Source organism: Methylobacterium phyllosphaerae, assembly GCF_001936175.1.
GTDB lineage: Bacteria > Pseudomonadota > Alphaproteobacteria > Rhizobiales > Beijerinckiaceae > Methylobacterium > Methylobacterium fujisawaense.
In genome coordinates, this window is sequence record NZ_CP015367.1 from 4828427 (window position 1) to 4846299 (window position 17873).

12 protein-coding genes are annotated in these 17873 nt (G+C 69.5%); 10 read left to right on the forward strand and 2 right to left on the reverse strand.

Annotated elements, in window-relative coordinates:
• Positions 1–13 precede the first annotated feature (13 nt).
• The gene (locus MCBMB27_RS22045; RefSeq protein WP_053609520.1) at positions 14–1501 is read right to left on the reverse strand and encodes an ABC transporter substrate-binding protein; all 1488 of its coding nucleotides are present in this window, start codon (positions 1499–1501) and stop codon (positions 14–16) included.
• Positions 1502–1894: 393 nt separating this feature from the next.
• On the opposite strand from MCBMB27_RS22045, the gene MCBMB27_RS22050 reads away from it, so the two are divergent.
• The 8 genes from MCBMB27_RS22050 to tcuC all read left to right on the forward strand — a co-directional run bounded on the left by MCBMB27_RS22050 (position 1895) and on the right by tcuC (position 12076).
• Positions 1895–2434 carry a PilZ domain-containing protein gene (locus MCBMB27_RS22050; RefSeq protein ID WP_078947135.1) on the forward strand — a complete coding sequence of 180 codons (540 nt, stop codon included), beginning with the start codon at positions 1895–1897 and terminating at the stop codon, positions 2432–2434.
• A 115-nt stretch (positions 2435–2549) separates the two neighbouring features.
• A complete protein-coding gene (locus tag MCBMB27_RS22055) occupies positions 2550–3158 on the forward strand; it encodes a HupE/UreJ family protein (RefSeq protein ID WP_051045111.1) in 609 nt (202 codons plus the stop codon).
• A 107-nt stretch (positions 3159–3265) separates the two neighbouring features.
• Positions 3266–3544, forward strand: a complete 279-nt coding sequence (locus tag MCBMB27_RS22060) for a winged helix-turn-helix domain-containing protein (RefSeq protein ID WP_236952784.1) — start codon at positions 3266–3268, stop codon at positions 3542–3544.
• Positions 3545–3668: 124 nt separating this feature from the next.
• A complete protein-coding gene (locus MCBMB27_RS22065) occupies positions 3669–4358 on the forward strand; it encodes a hypothetical protein (protein WP_043385596.1) in 690 nt (229 codons plus the stop codon).
• A gap of 392 nt (positions 4359–4750) precedes the next feature.
• Entirely contained in the window at positions 4751–6400 is a 1650-nt protein-coding gene (locus MCBMB27_RS22070; protein ID WP_075381278.1) for a porin, read from the forward strand.
• A 1001-nt stretch (positions 6401–7401) separates the two neighbouring features.
• Entirely contained in the window at positions 7402–9048 is a 1647-nt protein-coding gene (locus tag MCBMB27_RS22075; RefSeq protein ID WP_075381279.1) for a porin, read from the forward strand.
• A gap of 313 nt (positions 9049–9361) precedes the next feature.
• Positions 9362–10744: a 2-hydroxycarboxylate transporter family protein gene (locus MCBMB27_RS22080; RefSeq protein ID WP_075381280.1), complete on the forward strand. Its 1383-nt coding sequence runs from the start codon at positions 9362–9364 to the stop codon at positions 10742–10744.
• Between the two features lie 24 nt (positions 10745–10768).
• Positions 10769–12076, forward strand: a complete 1308-nt coding sequence (tcuC, locus tag MCBMB27_RS22085; protein ID WP_043357373.1) for an MFS transporter — start codon at positions 10769–10771, stop codon at positions 12074–12076.
• Between the two features lie 13 nt (positions 12077–12089).
• Here tcuC and MCBMB27_RS22090 read toward each other — a convergent pair whose 3' ends face one another.
• Positions 12090–12743: a GntR family transcriptional regulator gene (locus tag MCBMB27_RS22090; protein ID WP_043357372.1), complete on the reverse strand. Its 654-nt coding sequence runs from the start codon at positions 12741–12743 to the stop codon at positions 12090–12092.
• 116 nt (positions 12744–12859) lie between these two features.
• Here MCBMB27_RS22090 and tcuA point away from each other — a divergent pair, with 116 nt between their 5' ends.
• Both tcuA and addB read left to right on the forward strand, forming a co-directional pair.
• Positions 12860–14356, forward strand: coding sequence for an FAD-dependent tricarballylate dehydrogenase TcuA (gene tcuA, locus MCBMB27_RS22095; RefSeq protein ID WP_043385585.1), 1497 nt, complete (start codon positions 12860–12862; stop codon positions 14354–14356).
• 260 nt (positions 14357–14616) lie between these two features.
• Positions 14617–17781: a double-strand break repair protein AddB gene (gene addB / locus MCBMB27_RS22100; protein ID WP_075381281.1), complete on the forward strand. Its 3165-nt coding sequence runs from the start codon at positions 14617–14619 to the stop codon at positions 17779–17781.
• Positions 17782–17873: the final 92 nt, after the last annotated feature.

The following is a 17873-nucleotide window of genomic DNA, read 5'->3' on the forward strand; positions in this document are numbered from 1 at the left end:
CAGGCGCGCAGCGTCAGTTGAGCTTCAGGCCGGTGAAGCGCACGAGCCCGTCCGGGTAGGGTACGAAGCCGGTGATCTTCTGGCTGTAGGCCCAGAGCAGCTTGCGGTGCAGAATGTAGATGCCGGGCCGGTCCTTCAGCACCTGATCGGCCAGGGCCTTCCAAGCGGCCTTGCGCTTGGCCGGATCGATGGTGCCGCGTTCGGCCTGGAGGGCCGCGTCGGCCTCCGGGCTGCAGTATTTGGGATAGTTCAGCGCCGCCTTGCAGGCGAGGAAGCTGTAGGTGTTCCCGTCCGGGTCGGACCGGCCGCTCCAGGAATAGAGCTGCGCCTCGTAATTGCCCTTGTCGGCGGCATCGAGCGCCGTGGTGAAGTCCACGGCCTGGATCTTCACGTCGAACCCGGCTTCCTTGGTCATCGCCTGGATCACTTGGCCCACCTGGGGCGACTCGCTGTTGGCGTAGACGGTGAGCGTGATCTGCGGGTTCGGCTTGCCGGCCTCGGCGAGCAGGGCCTTGGCCTTGGCCACGTCCCGCTTCGGGATCGGGTATTCGGCGACGTAGTTCGGGTTCTTCGGGTTGACCCACTGATTCCCGGCCAGGAACTCGCCGTTGTAGACGACCTGATTGATGGCGTTGCGGTCGATGGCGGCCTCGAAGGCGGCGCGAACCTTCGGGTCGGCCACCGGCGAGCCGGCCTTGTTGGGATTGAACAGGATCTCCTGGAAACCGAGTTCGGTGGTGGACTCGAGCTTCAGCTTGGCGTCGCGCTTCACCTGCGCAACGTCGGTGGGGGCGAGCCGCTCCAGCAGGTCGAGTTGCCCGGCCCGCAGATTGGTGAGCCGGACCGTGGCGTCTGGGATCGGCCGGAACTCGATCCGCTGGATGTGGATCGCGTCCTTGTTCCAGTAGTCGGGGAAGCGTTCGACCACGATCCGGTCCTGCGGCACCCGCTCGACGAACTTGTACGGCCCGGCGCAAACCGGCGCGGAGGCGAACTTGTCACCCAGCCGCTCGGCGGCCTTCGGCGAGACCATCATGCCGGCCCGGTCGGTGAACTGCGCGAGCAGCGGCGCGAAGGGCTGCTTCAGGTTGATGCGGACGGTGAGGTCGTCGACCACGTCCACCGAGTCGATCGGCGCGATCTCCGAGCGGCGCTGCGAGCCCGGCATCGTCCTATGCCGCTCGATGGAGTACTTGGCCGCGGCCGCGTCGAGCTTCTCGCCGTCGTGGAACAGCACGCCCGGACGCAGGTGCAGGGTCAGCGCCTTCTCGTCCGGCGACAGCTCCCAGGAGGTGGCGAGCTGCGGCACCGGCTTCAGGTCCGGGCCGATATCCACGAGCTTGTCACACAGGGCGGCGAAGACCATCCGGCTCGCAAAGGTGCGGGCGAGCGTCGGGTCGAGAGCGTCCGGATCCTCCATCATGCCGTAGCGCAGGGTCTGCGCGGCGGCGGGCCCGGCGAGGGTAAAACCGGCAAGGAGGCAGGCGGCGAGACGCAACATGAGACCAGTCCGGATGCAGGCGGAGAGGGCGGCACGGATCGGCCGCAGCCGATCCGGGAGACGGGCGACACTGTCGCGCAGCCTCCTGGCATGCACAATCCCAGGCAGCATCCATGCCATGCGGCCAATCTGCATCTTGTATTCGGTTTTCCGTGGCAATCTGGCCCGGGCCTCCCGGATCGGGCCGGCGCCGCATCCGATCGGCGCCCCCCGCAGGCCCGGCGCCGACCGCGTCCGCGATGCGAAGGTCCGGCTCGAGAGGGATTGTACAGGGCCCGAGATAAATCCAATTTTATAGATCGCCTGAACAACCCGGAAAAATTTTGGGCCGCAAAAGACAGCCTGTGTATTCCTATTGATGATGCAGGTGTGATGGTCCGGCGGCACGTCGTCATGTTGCCTGCGTTGTGCTGGAACCAGCGCCGTCGCGACTTCTACGCCGTGACCGCCGACGTCTCGACGGAGGGGATCCGCTTCCGCTCCTCCTCGCTGTTGGCGATCGGCGAGGATCTGACCTGCAGCATCCGCCATGTCGGGACTCTGGAAGCGCGCATCGCCCAAGTGGCCGGTCAGGAATTCGTCGCCTGCGTCCGGGGTGGCCGCGCGATCCTCGCCGACCTCGCCCGACAGTTCGTGACGCTGGCGCGCGCCCAGGACCTGCAGCCGGAGCCGATCCGAGCCCACAAGCGGATCGTGCCGAAGCAGAAGATCGTCCAGGTCACCACGGCCTCCGGCCAGGCCTTCCTGGGGCATGTGCTCAACGTTTCAGCCTCCGGGGTGGCGCTGCTCGTCGACCACGAACTCGAGATCGGCGCGACCATCCAGGTGGGGCACAAGGCTGCGACGGTGATGCGCCACTTCGCGCACGGCGTCGGGGTCGCCTTCACGGAGCCGTTCGAGCCGGCTGCGGTCCACGAGGCGATGTCGTTCTGACGCGCCGACCCGGGGCGGCCTGATCCGGGGAGGCGCCCCGCGGCGATGGCCGCCGGCCCCTCGCAGCAGCGGTGGAACGGCGCTACATCTTCGCAGATCCAGCGAAGGATTTCCGATGAAGCGTCTGCTCTCCTCCCGACCCGCCGCGTCCCTGGCGCTCCTGCCGGCCGCGCTCATCCTGCTGCCCCAGGCGGCGCTCGCCCATCCGGGCCACGGAGCCGCGACGGGCGCGGAGGCAGGCTTCCTCCACCCGTTGATGGGCGCCGACCATGTGCTCGCGATGGTGGCGGTCGGCCTCCTCGCCAGCCTGCGCGGCGGACGCGCACTCTGGGCGCTGCCCCTGTCCTTCCTGGCGCTGATGAGCGTGGGGGCCGGCCTGGGCATGGTTGGTTTCGCGCTGCCCCATGTCGAGGTCGGGATCGCGCTCTCCATCGTCGTGTTCGGCCTTGCCGCCATCATCGGCCTGCGCGCGCCGGTCGCCCTCCTGGCCGGCTTGGTCGGCGTCTTCGCGGTGTTCCACGGCTACGCCCACGGGACCGAGATGCCGGAGACCGCCACAGGCCTGACCTTCGGACTCGGCTTCCTGGCGGCCACCGCGCTCCTGCACGCGGCCGGGATCGGCCTCGGTGTCGCGGCGGCCCGGATCGGGGCGACGCGGGCGGCGCCGACCCTCGGCGCCGGCCTTGCCGCGGCCGGTCTCGCCCTTCTGGTGCTGCCCGCCTGAGTGCGGCGGCCGATAGGGTCCCGGGGCGAGCCTCCGCCGCAGGCGAAGGGCCGCGCCTGAGCATTCGCATCGATCTCGGGCCGGGGCACCGCCTCGGTCCCGGCAAGGTGCGGCTTCTGGAGATGATCGCCGAGCACGGTTCCATCGCGGCGGCCGGCCGCGCGCTCGGGATGTCGTACCGGCGGGCGTGGATGCTGGTCGAGGCGATGAACACCGGTTTCGGCCGGCCCGTGGTCGAGGCGCAGACCGGCGGGCGGGCCGGAGGCGGCGCCCGTCTCTCGGACTTCGGAACCGATGTGGTCCGCCGGTACCGGGCCGTGGAGGCGGCCGCGGAGGCGGCGGCCGCCCCGTTCCTGGGGCGGCTCGGGCAGGTCGAGGATACGTAACCGCCCCGGGCCCGGGCGCGATATCCGGGGTGCGATGTCACAGGCCCCCCGGGGCTGACCTCGCCCCAAGCCGCCCCACGTCCCGCCGGTCGCATCGATCCCGGCGGCAGGAAAAGGACCCGACATGACAAAGTTACCGACGCTCGTCCTGGCGAGCCTGTTGGCCGTCGTCACCGGCGCGCAGGCGGCCCCGAAGATCGAGCGCCTGCGCGGCACCGTCGAAGCGGTCTCCGGCGATGGCTTCACCGTGAAGACCCTGGACGGCGCGTCGGAATCCGTGGCGCTCGCCCCCGACGCGAAGGTTTCCTGGGTCGTCCCGTCCAGCCTGGACGCGATCAAGGACGGCGTCTTCATCGGCACGGCCACCAAGGGCGAGCCCCCGGTGGCCCTCGAGGTCGTCCTGTTCCCCGAGGCGATGCGCGGCACCGGCGAGGGGCATTACGACTGGGACATGATTCCCGACCGCACGGCGGCCGGGGCGCCGGTGAAGAGCGCCATGACGAACGGCACCGTGAAGGCGGACGTGCATGCGACCGCGCCGGACGCGCCCCGCGTGAAGAGCGCGATGACCAACGGGACGGTCAAGGCGAGCAGCGGCAGCGCGGAGCGGACCCTCACGGTCGATTACGGCCAGGGCCAGTCCTTGCAGATCCTCGTGCCGCCGCAGGCGCCGGTCGTCAGCTTCGAGCCTGCCACCGCGTCGGCCGTCGCACCCGGCGCCAAGGTCTTCGTGATCGTTGCGCGCGGGGATGACGGCCGCGTCACCGCCCGGCGGGTCGCCGTCGGCAAGGACGGCCTGACGCCGCCCATGTGAGAAAAATCTGCCGGCGCCCCGTCGCCGGCGAATCGCGAGACGCTGACGCGCCGCCCGGCCCGGGATCCGAGCCGGGCGGCGTCCTGCCTGTCGACGCGGCACATCGGCCTGTCAGGACAGCATTCGTGCACATTGCGCGACCCGTTGCCGACTAAATCACCCGGGGAATGTTGCGGGACCGCAACATCACTCTGGAACTGCCAAGGCGCTCACGAATCCTCGTTGCTCGCCGAAACCCGTTCGCACATGGTGATCGTGCACGGGGGCATCGCCAAGCGAGAGCCCGCAGGAGCCTGCCACCTAAGACGCGGGCCAAACCTACAGAACGTGCGGCTAGACCCGGACAACCGGGCACGTCCGCATCATTGGGTCTCGAAGCTTTGGAGATGTCTATGAAGCTCTTGAAGAGCTCATTGCTCGGGTCTGCTGCTGCGTTCGCGGCGGTAGGCGCAGCTCATGCCGCCGACCTCCCGGTCAAGAAGGCGGTTCCGATCGAGTACGTCCGCGTCTGCGGCGCCTACGGCGCCAGCTTCTTCTACATTCCCGGCACCGACACCTGCCTGCGCATCTCGGGCCGCGCCCGGTTCGAGGGCGGCTACATGACCAGCTACTCGCGCCAGGGCAGCAACGGCGACACGTCGGGCTACCAGGGCCGCTTGCGCATCAACATGGATGCCCGCACCCAGACCGCCTACGGCACGCTGCGCGCCTTCGTCCGCCTCGATGCCGGCTCCCGCACCGGCTACTCCGGCGTCGGCACCTCCGGCACCCAGCAGCGCATCGGCCAGGCCTTCCCGGGCCTCGGCATCGACCAGTTCGGCCGCGCCCAGCAGTTCGTGAACGTCGACAAGGCCTTCATCCAGTTCGCCGGCATGACCGCCGGTCGCGCCTCGTCGTTCTTCGACTTCTACGCCCACGACTTCGAGTTCGCCGGCGCCACGCTCGGCTCCGACATCGCCTCGACCAACCTGCTCGCCTACACGGCGACGTTCGGCAACGGCCTGTCCGCCACGATCTCGGCCGAAGATCCGGTCTTCCGCCGCAGCGTGATCTTCTCGCAGACCATCAATCCGGCTGGCGTGACGGTCAACGGCAACCTCGCGAACTTCGCACAGACGTCCTCCCCGGCCGAGGTGTTCATCGGCTACACCAACGGCGTGCCGACCCGGTACAGCTTCGTCGACGTGATCCAGCGCTCGCGCATGCCCGACTTCGTCGGCGCCCTGCGCCTCGACCAGGCCTGGGGCTCGGCTCAGGTCTCGGCCGCCGTCCACGAGCTGAACGTCGGCAACGTGGCGAACGGCGCCGGCACCGGCACCGGCTCGAACATCAGCATCCCGCACGCCAGCAACTCGTACGGCTGGGCGGTGCAGGGCGGCCTGAAGATCAACACGCCGTTCATCGCGCCGGGCGACGCCCTCTACCTGCAGGGCGCCTACGGCTCCGGTGCCCAGATGTACACCGGCTACTGCGCCTTCAGCGGCTGCTACTCGCAGAACCCAGCCACCATCCAGGGCCAGAAGTTCGCGCAGTACATGAACGACGCGACGCTCAACCCGTTCACGGGTCAGCTGGAGCAGTCGACGAGCTTCACCGCGACGGCCTCGTACCTCCACTACTGGTCGCCGGAGTGGCGCTCGGCCTTCTTCGGGTCGTACGGTGAGATGAGCTACGGCAGCGGCGCTCGTCTCGCCCAGGGCGCGGCCTTCGCGCTGGCGAACAACACCGGTGGCAACTCGTTCGGCGTGAACGGCGTCGGCGTGCCGGGCACCCGGTTCTTCCAGCTCAGCGAGGCGCTGCGCGACACCTACCAGTTCGTGGCGGGCGGCAGCATCATCTGGTCGCCGGTGAAGGACCTCGATATCGGTGTCGAGGGCTTCTACACCCAGATCGGCGTCAAGAACGGCCGCGTGATCGACCGCGACAAGAGCCCGACCGCTTACGCCAACGTCGCCGGCATCAACAACGGCACCTTCGTGCCGCGGACGACGACGGCGGACAGCGTCTCCACCTTCCGCTTCCGCGTCCAGCGCGACTTCTAAGCCGCTTTACCGGCGCCGGGGCTTCGGTCTCGGCACCGGTCCCCGTGCTTCAGGAACCTCAAGGCTCGGCTTCGGCCGGGCCTTTTTCGTTGTGGTCGCCCTTTTGGACGCGCGAAGCGGCGCGTCGCCACGCGGCCTGATCGAGCTCCACAATCGCGCCTGTCGAGAACGGCGCCGAAGCAATTCGGCCGCCCTCCGGCGCCCCGCCCGGCGCACGCGGGCGCCATCTCGCTTCCCCCTTCCGCTATGCGTCGAACCGAGGCGTCGGGCCGTCCCGCCGCCTGCTCGGGGCCGGGCCGCACGCCGCCCGACGCCGACGCCGACGCGGAGCATGGGGCCGGCTGCGTCGGCAATTCGCGGGACCGCGGATTCCGGGTCGAGAGAGCCGCGCCATCGGCGCACGATCCACTCTCTCGCCGCCCCGTCCGCGAGCGAAGCCGGGACCCTGTGTCGGGATGAACCGGCCGTGCCCTGGGCCGGGTCAGGGCCTGCGATCCCTTCTCAATCCTGATCGACGGCCCGGATGAGGGCCGCTCGCACGCCGAATCGGCGCCCCGGAATCACGCCGCGCTGCGGGTCCGTAGCGGCCTTCGGCCCGGTCCGTCGCGGCTGCTCCGGCGACGCGGAACGTCCGGAACTGGCGTTTGCAGCCGCCTCGGACGGAGGGATTTCGCGCGCCTCTGCGGTGTCTTTGATCGATGATATTGCCTCCATCGGGAAGAAGAAACTCAATTATTTTGCGGAATGAACAAAGCAAAAATCCAATACATCTTCTGTATTGAAACAAGAAATGTTGCTGATCTACAACAAAAACATAAGCGTCTCTGCGGTGTGAGATTTTTTGTTGCTCGGAAATGATCATGCGCACAGTATTGTCGACGTATCTGCTCAGCTTGGGATGAAATCAGTGAACGGAGACCCGGATCGGACTCTGTGTTTCCCAAGGGGGAGATAATTACTCTTTCGTTGTGTCGTAAATATTGAGGGATCGGGGGGTCTCAATGAACTATTTGGAATCGGTATTGCTCGGGGCCGTGGCGGCGATCACGACGGTGGGTGTCGCAGAGGCCGCCGACCTGCCGGCCAGGACGGCGGTGCCCGTCGCGTATGTCCGCGTCTGCGGCGCATACGGCCCCGGCTTCTTCTTCATCCCCGGCACCGACACCTGCCTGCGGCTCTCGGGGCGCGCCCGTTTCGAGGGCGGCTACAGAACCAGCTACGGGCGGCAGTTCGGCACGAACCTCGGCGACACGGCCGGATTTCAGGGCCAGATGCGCATCAACCTCGATGCCCGCACCCAGACCGCCTACGGCACGCTCCGCGCCTTCGCGCGCCTCGATGCCATCGCGCGGACGGGCTACATCACGTCCGGGACCCAGCAGCGCATCGGCAACGCTTTTCCGGGCTTGGGCATCGACCAGTTCGGCCGCGACCAGCAGCACGTGAATGCCGACAAGGCGTTCATCCAGTTCGCAGGGCTGACCGCCGGGCGTGCATCCTCGTTCTTCGACTTCTACGCCCACGATTTCGAGATCTACGGTGCCACCGCTGGCTCCGACGTCGCCTCGACGAACCTGCTCGCCTACACGGCGGCGTTCGGCAACGGCCTGTCCGCCACGGTCTCGGCGGAAGATCCGGTCTACCGTCGCAGCCCGATCTTCTCGCCGACCAACAATCCGGCGGGTCTCCAGAACAATGCGACGCTCGCGAACTTCGCGCAAACCAGCGCACCCGCGCCGGTGTTCATCGGCTACACCGACGGTCTACCCTCGCGGTACAGCTTCGTCGACGCGATTGAGCGCTCGCGCGTGCCCGACATCGTCGGCGCCCTGCGCCTCGACCAGGCCTGGGGCTCGGCTCAGGTCTCGGCCGCCGTCCACGAGCTGAACGTCGGCAACGTGCAGAACGGCGCGGGTATCGGCACCGGCTCCAACCTCAGCATCCCGCACACCAGCACCGCGTATGGCTGGGCGGTCCAGGGCGGCCTGAAGATCAACACCCCGTTCATCGCGCTGGGTGACGCCCTCTATCTGCAAAGTGCCTACAGCAATGGCGCGCAGATCTATGCCGGATATTCGGCCTTCGCCGGGAGCTATACGCAAGCCAGCGCCGGATATCACGGACAGAAATTCAATCAGTATTTTTCGGATGCGACGATCGACCCGTTCACCGGCCAGCTGCGGGAGTCGCGGGCCTTCTCGGCGGTCGCGTCGTTTCTGCATTACTGGACGCCGGAATGGCGCTCGGCCTTTTTCGGATCGTACGGCGAGCAGGATTTCGATCGGAGCGCCCGGCTGGGGCAGGGCGCGATCTTCGGACTGGCGAATCCGAGAGGCGCCAACAGGTTCGGCGCCAGCGCCGTCGGGTTGCCGGGGACACGGTTCTACGCGCTCAGCGAGGCCCTGCGCGACACCTACCAGGTCGTGGCGGGCGCCAGCCTCATCTGGTCACCGGTCCGCGATCTCGATATCGGCGTCGAGGGTTTCTACACCCAGGTCGGCGTGAAAAGCGGCCGCGTGATCGACTTGGACAAGAGCCCCACCGCCTACGCCAACGTCGCCGGCATCAACGCCGGCACCTTCGTCCCGCGCACCGTGACGCAGGATTCGGTCTCGCAGGTCCGCTTCCGCGTCCAGCGCGACTTCTGATCGGCAAAGCCGGTGGCGGCGCGTGGTCCCGTCGCCTGCCGCCGTGCCCGCCGACTTCGAGGCCCGGCACCCAGCCGGGCCATTGTCATGCGCCCAACGATGGAGAGTGGTCTTTAATCCCGGCTTACGGGACAGGTGGCGCCCTTTGTTCCGCGGGTCGCGTTGCCGCCCATTCTCGACGCTGATACGCCGAATGTCACTTTATCTCCGCCGACCGTGCGGGACTCGACGGACCGCGTCCCATCACGCGGCCGCGACGGCGCGGCGAAAGGCGAAACGGCCCGCAGGCGGCGAGATATCCGGGGGGGACGCCATGACCAGCACCGCTTCGACGAGTCCGATCCCATCACCGTCGAAAGGCCGTACCCGAGACGGGGGCGCGACCCGGTTCTGGCCGGACGTGTGGTGGCGCCTCATCGACCTCAAGATCGGCATCATACCGCTCCCGATCTTCGTCGTGCTGGCGATCCTACTCACCGTTCTGGTGCAAGAGGGCGAGATCAAGCCTGACGGGCCGACCATGATCGCCGTGCTGGTGATGGGCGGCTTCACCTGCGCGGAGATCGGCAAGCGGATCCCGATCCTGAAGAACATCGGGGCCGGCGCGATCTTCGCGACCTTCATCCCCTCGGCGCTCGTCTACTACGCCCTGGTGCCGCCGCAGATGGTGAAGGCGATCACCGATTTCACCAAGTTCACCAACTTCCTCTACATCTACATCGCAACGATCATCGTCGGCTCCATCCTCGGGATGGACCGCGAGGTCCTGATCAAGGGCTTCCTCAAGATCTTCGCGCCGCTCGCCCTCGGCTCGGTGGCGGCGGCCCTGGTCGGCACGCTGGTCGGCACGCTCCTCGGCCTCGGCCCGTACAAGACGTTCTTCTTCATCGTCGTGCCGATCATGGCCGGCGGTGTCGGCGAGGGGGCGATCCCGCTCTCCATCGGCTACGCGGCGATCCTGGGCGTGCAGCAGGGCGTCGTCTTCGCCCAGGTTCTGCCGCCGGTGATGCTGGGCTCGCTCACGGCGATCATCCTGTCGGGCACGCTCAATTCCGTCGGCAAGCGCTACCCGCACCTCACCGGCGAGGGGCGACTCCAGCCCGATTCGGACGAGATGAAATCCAGCGATGCGCAGGCCAAGTCCGAGGCCGCACGCGGGCAGATCGACCCCGCCACGATCGGCGCGGCCGGGCTCACGGCGATCACCCTCTACCTGCTCGGCGTCATGGCCCACCACCTCGTCGGCCTGCCGGCCCCCGTGGCGATGCTGTTCCTGGCCGTGTTCGCCAAGCTCGCCAGCGCGGTGTCGCCCCATCTCCAGGCGGGCGGCTTCGTGGTCTACAAGTTCGTGCAGGTCTCGATGACCTACCCGCTGCTCTTCGCCATCGGCGTGGCGATGACGCCCTGGCACGAGTTGATGGCCGCCTTCACGCTGGTGAACCTGATCACCATCGTGTCGACCGTGGCGACGCTGATGACCGTGGGCTTCGTCGTCGGGCGCTGGCTCGGGATGTACCCGATCGAGACCGCGATCGTGAATGCCTGCCACAGCGGCCAGGGCGGCACCGGCGACGTGGCGATCCTCACGGCGGCCAACCGCATGGCGCTGATGCCCTTCGCGCAGATCGCCACCCGGATCGGCGGCGCGCTGACCGTGACCGGCACCATCATCGCCATGAAGTGGATCGGTGCCTGACGGGCACCCGGAAAGGACGTCGTCATGGCCGGTGATCCCGGGGCCGTCGAGGCCACCCTCAAGTCCAGGATCGGAGCGATCCTCCGCTCGACCAGCGGCAACTTCCTGGAGATGTTCGACTTCTTCCTGTTCGGCTTCTACGCCACCTATATCGCGCGGGCGTTCTTCCCGGCGGGCAACGAGACCACCGAGCTGCTCCTGACCTTCGGCACGTTCTGGCTCGGGGCGCTGATGCGGCCGCTCGGGGCGATCGTGCTGGGCGCCTATATCGACCGGATCGGCCGCCGGAAGGGCCTGATCATCACGCTCGCGATCATGGCGAGCGGCACGGTGCTCATCGCCTTCTGCCCGAGCTACGACACGATCGGCGTCGCGGCCCCGCTGATCGTGCTCGCCGGGCGCCTGCTCCAGGGCTTCTCGGCGGGCGTCGAGATCGGCGGCGTCTCGATCTACCTGTTCGAGATCGCCACGCCCGGGCGGCGCGGCTTCTACACCTCGTTCCAGTCGGCGAGCCAGCAGGTGGCGATCATGTTCGCCGCCTTGATCGGCTACGGGCTGAACGCCTTCCTGACCAAGCAGCAGATCGGCGATTTCGGCTGGCGCATCCCGTTCCTGATCGGCTGCCTGATCGTGCCGTTCATCTTCTTCATCCGGCGCTCGCTCCAGGAGACGCAGGAATTCGCCAAGCGGACCCGCCACCCGACCACCCGCGAGATCCTCACCACGGTGGCCGCCAACTGGCGGATCGTGCTGCTCGGCATGATGCTGACCACGATGACCACGGTGACCTTCTACATGATCACCGTCTACACCCCGACCTTCGGCAGGAACGTCCTCAAGCTCACCGAGACCGACAGCCTGATCGTGACGCTGTTCGTGGCGATCACCAACTTCATCTGGCTGCCCGTGGGCGGAGCCCTGTCGGACGCGATCGGGCGCAAGCCGGTGCTGCTGACGATCTCGACCCTGTCGCTGCTGACGACCTACCCGGCGCTGCACTGGCTCGTGGCCGATCCGACCTTCGGCAAGATGCTCGCCGTCGAGCTGTGGTTCTCGTTCTTCTTCGGCGTCTACAACGGCGCGATGGTGGTCTCCCTCTCCGAGGTGGTGCCGGCCCATGTCCGCGCCAGCGGCTTCTCGCTGGCCTACAGCCTCGCCACCGCGCTGTTCGGCACGGCCACGCCGATGGTCTCCACCTTCCTGATCGAGAAGACCGGCGACCGGGCGGCGCCGAGCTACTGGCTCATGGCGGCGGCCGCCTGCGGCATCGTCGCGACGCTCGCGCTGTTCCGGGGCCGGCCGGGACTGGGGCGCGTGCCCGCCCACGCCTGAGGGCGATCGCCGCTCAGCTCTCCTGCCAGATCCGGATCCGGGCCTTGAACGCGGCCCGGATATGCGCCCGGGCCGCCGCTTCTGCGCCGTCTGCATCGTGCGCCCGGATCGCCGCCACGATGGCGGCATGTTCCGTGAGCGACTCCGCGGCGCGGTCGGGGGCCGCCAGCGTGGTGGCGCCCGGCAGCAGCACCAGGGACAGGCGCATCGTCTCCAGCGTGCTCTGCAGGAAGCGGTTGCGCGCCGCTCCGTGGATCTGCCGGTGGAACAGACGGTTGGTCCGCGCGAGCGCCGGCGCGTCCCCCAGCAGCGTCCGGTCCCGGGCGACCATCTCCTCCAGGATCTCGGTCTCGACCGCGCTCGCATGGATCGCCGCGAGGCGGGCGGCCGTCCCCTCCAGCACCTCGCGCAGATCGTAGAGTTCGCTCACCTGCCCGTAATCGAGCTGCGCCACGCTGGCGCCCCGGTGCGGTTCGTGGGCGACGAGGCCCTGCGCCTCCAGCCGGCCCAGCGCCTCGCGCACCGGCGTGCGGCTGATCTGAAACCGCTCGGCCAGCTCCGCCTCGCGCAGGCGGCTGCCGGGCGCGAGTTCGCCCTCCTCGATCGCCCGCAGCAGCCGCTCATAGGCGCCGGCGCCGCTGGAGCGCTCCGATTCGCTCGCCTTCATTCCCGGCTCTCCTCGGCTTGGCCATAGCCCGAAACCGACGCCGCCGAAACGCTTGCGGCATATTGCATGCACTCGTATACAATAACGCGAGGCCGAACGGCGAAGAGGAGGTTGGCATGCAGCGCCCGGGCGACGCGCAGTGGGACGTGGTGGTGGTCGGGTCGGGAAACGCCGCCATGAGCGCCGGGCTCGCCGCCCTGGAGCGCGGCGCCTCGGTGCTGATGATCGAGAAGGCGGAGCAGGATCTCGCCGGCGGCAACACCGCCTACACGGCAGGCGCCATGCGCTTCGTCTACGCGGGCAACGACGACCTGATCCCACTGCTGGCCGACCCCGAGGATCCGCGCCTGCCGCGCACCGATTTCGGCGCCTATACGGCGCAGACGTTCGAGAAGGACCTGCTCGGCTTCAACGACGGGCGGCCGCTGTCGCGCGAGCAGCGCATCCTGATCGACGAGAGCGGCGCGGCCCTGCGCTGGCTGGCGACGCAGGGCGTGAAGTTCGAGCCGATCTACTCTCGGCAATCCTTCGAGAAGGAGGGGCGCTTCGTATTCTGGGGCGGCCTGACGCTCGCCACCCACGACGAGGGCTTCGGCCTCGCCCGGACCGAGCTCGAGGCCTTCACCGAGGCCGGCGGTACGATCCGCTACGGCTGCCCGGCCACCGGGCTGACCGTCGAGGACGGACGCGTCGTCGGCGTGGAGACGCCGCAGGGAGCCTTCCGCGCCAAGGCCGTGGTGCTCGCCTGCGGCGGCTTCGAGTCGAACGCCGCCCTGCGGACGCGCTTCATCGGCGAGGGCTGGGACAAGGCCCGGGTGCGCGGCACGCCGCACAACCAGGGCGACGGGCTCCAGATGGCCCTGGACCTCGGCGCGAAGGCCCACGGCTTCTACGGCGGCTGCCACGCCACGCCGATGGACCTGCACACGCCCGATTACGGCAACCTCGACCTGCCGCACGGCGAGCGCAAGCACTACCGGAAGATCTGCTACTTCCTGGGGCTGATGCTCAACGCGAACGGCGAGCGGTTCGTCGACGAGGGCAAGGATTTCCGCAACTACACCTATGCCCAGTTCGGCCGCGCGATCATGGAGCAGCCCGGCCACGTGGCCTGGCAGATCTTCGACGCCAAGGTCGATCACCTGCTCTACAGCGAGTACCGGTTCCACGACGCGCATTTCGTCGAGGCGGATACCCTGGACGGGCTCCTCGACAGGCTCGACGGCATCGACCGCGCGGCCGCGAAGAGGACCATCGCGGATTTCAACGCCGCCGTGGACGGGACCGTGCCGTTCGACCCGACCGTCAAGGACGGGCGCGGCACGAAGGGTCTCGCCCTGCCGAAGTCGAACTGGGCCCAGACGATCGAGACCGGGCCGTTCAAGGCCTACCCGGTCACCGGCGGCATCACCTTCACCTATGGCGGCGTCGAGGTCGGCGACGATGGCGGCGTGAAGCGCGAGGACGGCCGTGCGATCCCTGGCCTCTACGCCTGCGGCGAGATGGTGGGCGGCGTGTTCTTCAACGGCTATCCCGGCGGCTCGGGGCTGACCTCCGGCGTCGTGTTCGGCCGCCGCGCCGGCTACGGCGCCGCCGCGGGGGCGCGGGGCTGAGAACCCTCGGCCGAGCGCGACCGGCTCCGTCTTCCGTAGGGGCTAGGGTGCTTGCCCATCGGCCCGGACCGGGCCCGACGCGCCCCCCTTTCCCGCGTGGGGGAGGGGACCCGCGCGTCCTCCGGTGCCCGCGCTGCCAGACTGAGGTGTGAATCCGGTCGCCCGCAGAGGGGAAGGGCGCGTGGGAGACCCGTCCGATCCCCGCATCTCGACCCCGCGCCCCCTGTCCGAGCCGCCTCGGCGGGCGTAGAAGCCCGCCCATGCCCGCCCGACACGCCGTCTTCACCATCTCCCGCGGCGTCCCGTTTCTTCCGACGCTCGCCGAGGCGCTGCTTTCCGGCCGGCTCGTCGGGCCGGTCGCGGACGATCCGCTGGCGCTCGCCGCCGTCACGATCTACCTGCCGACCCGCCGCGCCGCCCGGGCGCTCGGCGCGATCCTGGCCGAGAGGCTTGGCCGGGACGCGCCCGGTCGGGCCACCCTGCTGCCGCGGATGATTCCCCTCGGGGAGGCCGACGAGGCGGAACTCGACCTCGCCGCCGAGCCGCTGCTGGAGGCCAACGCCGATCCCCTGAGCGCGCCGATGCCTCCGCTGGAGCGCCGGCTGATCCTCGCCCGCCTCGTCCAGGCCTGGGCCAAGACCGTCGACCGGACCCTGCTGCCGCTGGACGCCGAGGTGCCGTTCCTCGTGCCGTCCTCCCCGGCCGACGCGGTCGGCCTCGCCGGTGATCTCGAACGGCTGATGGACGCCCTCACCGTCGAGGGCCTGCCCTGGTCGGAGATCGGCGCCGCCGTCGAGGCCGAATATTCCCGCTACTTCGGCCTGACCCTGGACTTCGTGAAGATCGCCGCCGAGAACTGGCCGAAGCTTCTGTCCGAGCGGGGCCTCGCCGATCCCGTCGCCCGCGCCCGCGGCCTCGTGCTGGCCGAGGAGCGGCGTCTGTCGCGCAATGCGACGCCGGACCCCGTGATCGTCGCCGGCTCGCTCGGCTCGGTCCCCGCCACCGCCCGCCTCATCGCCGCCGTAGCGAAGCTGCCGCGGGGCGCGGTGGTGCTGCCCGGGCTCGACCTCGACCTCGACGCGGCCGGCTGGGACGGCATCGACACCGGCGAGGGCTTTTCCCGCGTCATCGCGCACGGCCACCCGCAGGCGGTGCTGCACCGGCTGCTCGGGCCTGAGAACCTCAACCTGGACCGCGCGGAGATCGTCGCCCTCGGCGCGCCCGATGCCGGCCAGGCTGCGCGGGCCGCGCTGCTGTCGCAGGCTCTGCGGCCGGCCGACACGACCGACGCCTGGGCCGCCCTCGACCCGGCCGAGCGCGACACCGTCGCCCGGCGCGGCCTCGAAGGACTGGCGCTGGCCGAGGCCGCCGACGAGCGCGAGGAGGCGCTGGTCGCGGCGTTGGCGCTGCGCGAGACCCTCCAGACCCCCGGCGCCACCGTGGCCCTCATCACGCCCGACCGGGGGCTCGCCGGCCGGGTCGCCGTCGAACTCCTGCGCTGGGGCATCGTCGCCGAGGATTCCGCCGGCCTGTCCCTGGCCGGAAGCCCGGCCGGGCGGCTCGCCCGGCTCGCCGCGGAACTCGCCGCCGATCTCGCCCGCAGCCAGGCGGACACGATCCCGGCCCGGCTGATCGCGCTGCTCTCGCACCCGATGGTCCATCTTGGTCTGCCACGCGCGGAGGTGGTCCGGGGTGCCGCGGCCCTGGAGATTGGGCTGCTGCGTGGCCCGGTTCCGGCCCCGGGTTTCGACGGCCTGCGCCATGCCCTCGCCGCCGAGCGCGCCGGACCGCCCGAGCGCCGACCCCGGGCCAAACGCCGCCTGAAGGATATCGACTGGGACTTGGCCGCGGACCTGCTCGACCGGCTGGATCTGGTGTTCCGGGATTTCCCGGGCCCGGACGGGACGGGGGCGTGCGACCTCGTGGCGACGGCTGCACGCCATCGGGAGGCCTGCGACCGGCTGATCGCCGGGCCGGAGGACGCCCCCGAGGAGGAGCCGGACGGATCCCTGTCCTGCCTCGACGCCCTGTTCGACGATCTGGAGATGGCCGAGCCCGACCTGATGCCGGGTCGGTTCGACGATTACGCCACCTTCTTCACGTCGCTTGCCCGGGAACGCACCGTCGCCTGCTCGGGCGAGGCGCCGCATCCGCGACTGCGCATCCTCGGCCTGCTGGAGGCGCGCCTGCTCTCTGTCGACCGGGTGGTGCTCGGCGGGCTCGACGAGGGCGTCTGGCCGGTGCGCACGCTGACCGATTCGTTCCTCAACCGGCCGATGCGCGAGCGGGTCGGCCTCAACCCGCCCGAGCGGCGGATCGGGCAGATGGCCCACGATTTCGTGCAGGCGCTGGGCTGCCGGGACGCGGTGATCACCCGGGCCCTGAAGCGCGAAGGCGCGCCGACCGTGCCCTCGCGGCTGATCCAGCGCCTGCGCGCGCTCTCGGGCGACGCAACCTGGGAGACGGTCCTGGACGCCGGGCGCCGGTTCAACGGCCTCGCGGCCCGGCTCGACGCCGCCCCGCCGGAGCCGCGGCTGAAGCGCCCCGCGCCCAAGCCGGACCCGGCGCTGTTTCCGCGCTCCCTCAGCGTCACCGAGATCGAGACGCTGGTGCGCGATCCCTACAGCATCTTCGCCCGCCACGTGCTCGGGCTCGACCCTCTCGATCCGCTGGCGGCGGCGCCGAGCGTCGCGACCCGCGGCTCCCTGGTGCACGAGGTTTTCGCCGAGTTCGCCCGCCGGCATCCGCAGGATCTGCCCCCGGATCCGGCAGAGCGCCTCCTGAACCTTGCGGTGAACGCCTTCGCGGAGATCGAGGCGGAGTACCCGAACCTCTACGCCGAGTGGTGGCCGCGCTACGAGCGCATGGCCGCGGCCTATCTCGACTGGGAGACGCAGCGCCGGCCCGGGCTGAGCCGGATCCACCCCGAGGTTTCCGGGCGCTGGGTGATCCCGATGGGCCGGGAGACCTTCACGCTGCGCGCCCGGGCCGACCGGATCGAGCTGCGCCCGGACGGCACCGCCTGCATCGTCGACTACAAGACCGGCACGCCGCCCTCTGCCAAGCAGATCTTCTCCGGCTTCTCGCCGCAGCTCACCCTGGAGGCCGCGATGCTCATGCACGGCGCCTTCGCGGATCTGCCGGCCGTGCCGGTGACGCCGGACCTGTTCTACGTCCACGCCTCGGGCGGGCGTAAGCCCTTCGTGCCGGTGCCGGTGAAGCCGCCGAGAGGCGAGGAGCGCGCCGTCGCGGCGATCGTGGCCGAGCACGCCGAGCGGCTGCGGGGTCTGGTCGCCCGGTTCATGACCGGCGAGGCCGCCTATACGGCGCGCCCCTATCCGCAATACGCCAGCAAGTACGGTGCCTACGATCACCTCGCCCGGGTGCTGGAATGGTCGCTGGGCGGGGAGGAGGGCGGGGAGTGACGCCGTCCCATCGGGCCGAACTCATCCCGCCCGCGCCCGCATCCTGAGACGCCGGAGCGCTGCTAATGCCTCGAAGGCGGAGTCCGCACGGC

Coding starts and splice junctions, on each gene's coding strand:
- MCBMB27_RS22050 (WP_078947135.1), top strand. CDS start 1,895: ATGTTGCCTGCGTTGTGCTGGAACCAGCGCCGTCGCGACTTCTACGCC.
- tcuA (WP_043385585.1), top strand. CDS start 12,860: ATGCAGCGCCCGGGCGACGCGCAGTGGGACGTGGTGGTGGTCGGGTCG.
- MCBMB27_RS22075 (WP_075381279.1), top strand. CDS start 7,402: ATGAACTATTTGGAATCGGTATTGCTCGGGGCCGTGGCGGCGATCACG.
- MCBMB27_RS22055 (WP_051045111.1), top strand. CDS start 2,550: ATGAAGCGTCTGCTCTCCTCCCGACCCGCCGCGTCCCTGGCGCTCCTG.
- MCBMB27_RS22065 (WP_043385596.1), top strand. CDS start 3,669: ATGACAAAGTTACCGACGCTCGTCCTGGCGAGCCTGTTGGCCGTCGTC.
- addB (WP_075381281.1), top strand. CDS start 14,617: ATGCCCGCCCGACACGCCGTCTTCACCATCTCCCGCGGCGTCCCGTTT.
- MCBMB27_RS22090 (WP_043357372.1), bottom strand. CDS start 12,743: ATGAAGGCGAGCGAATCGGAGCGCTCCAGCGGCGCCGGCGCCTATGAG.
- tcuC (WP_043357373.1), top strand. CDS start 10,769: ATGGCCGGTGATCCCGGGGCCGTCGAGGCCACCCTCAAGTCCAGGATC.
- MCBMB27_RS22080 (WP_075381280.1), top strand. CDS start 9,362: ATGACCAGCACCGCTTCGACGAGTCCGATCCCATCACCGTCGAAAGGC.
- MCBMB27_RS22070 (WP_075381278.1), top strand. CDS start 4,751: ATGAAGCTCTTGAAGAGCTCATTGCTCGGGTCTGCTGCTGCGTTCGCG.
- MCBMB27_RS22045 (WP_053609520.1), bottom strand. CDS start 1,501: ATGTTGCGTCTCGCCGCCTGCCTCCTTGCCGGTTTTACCCTCGCCGGG.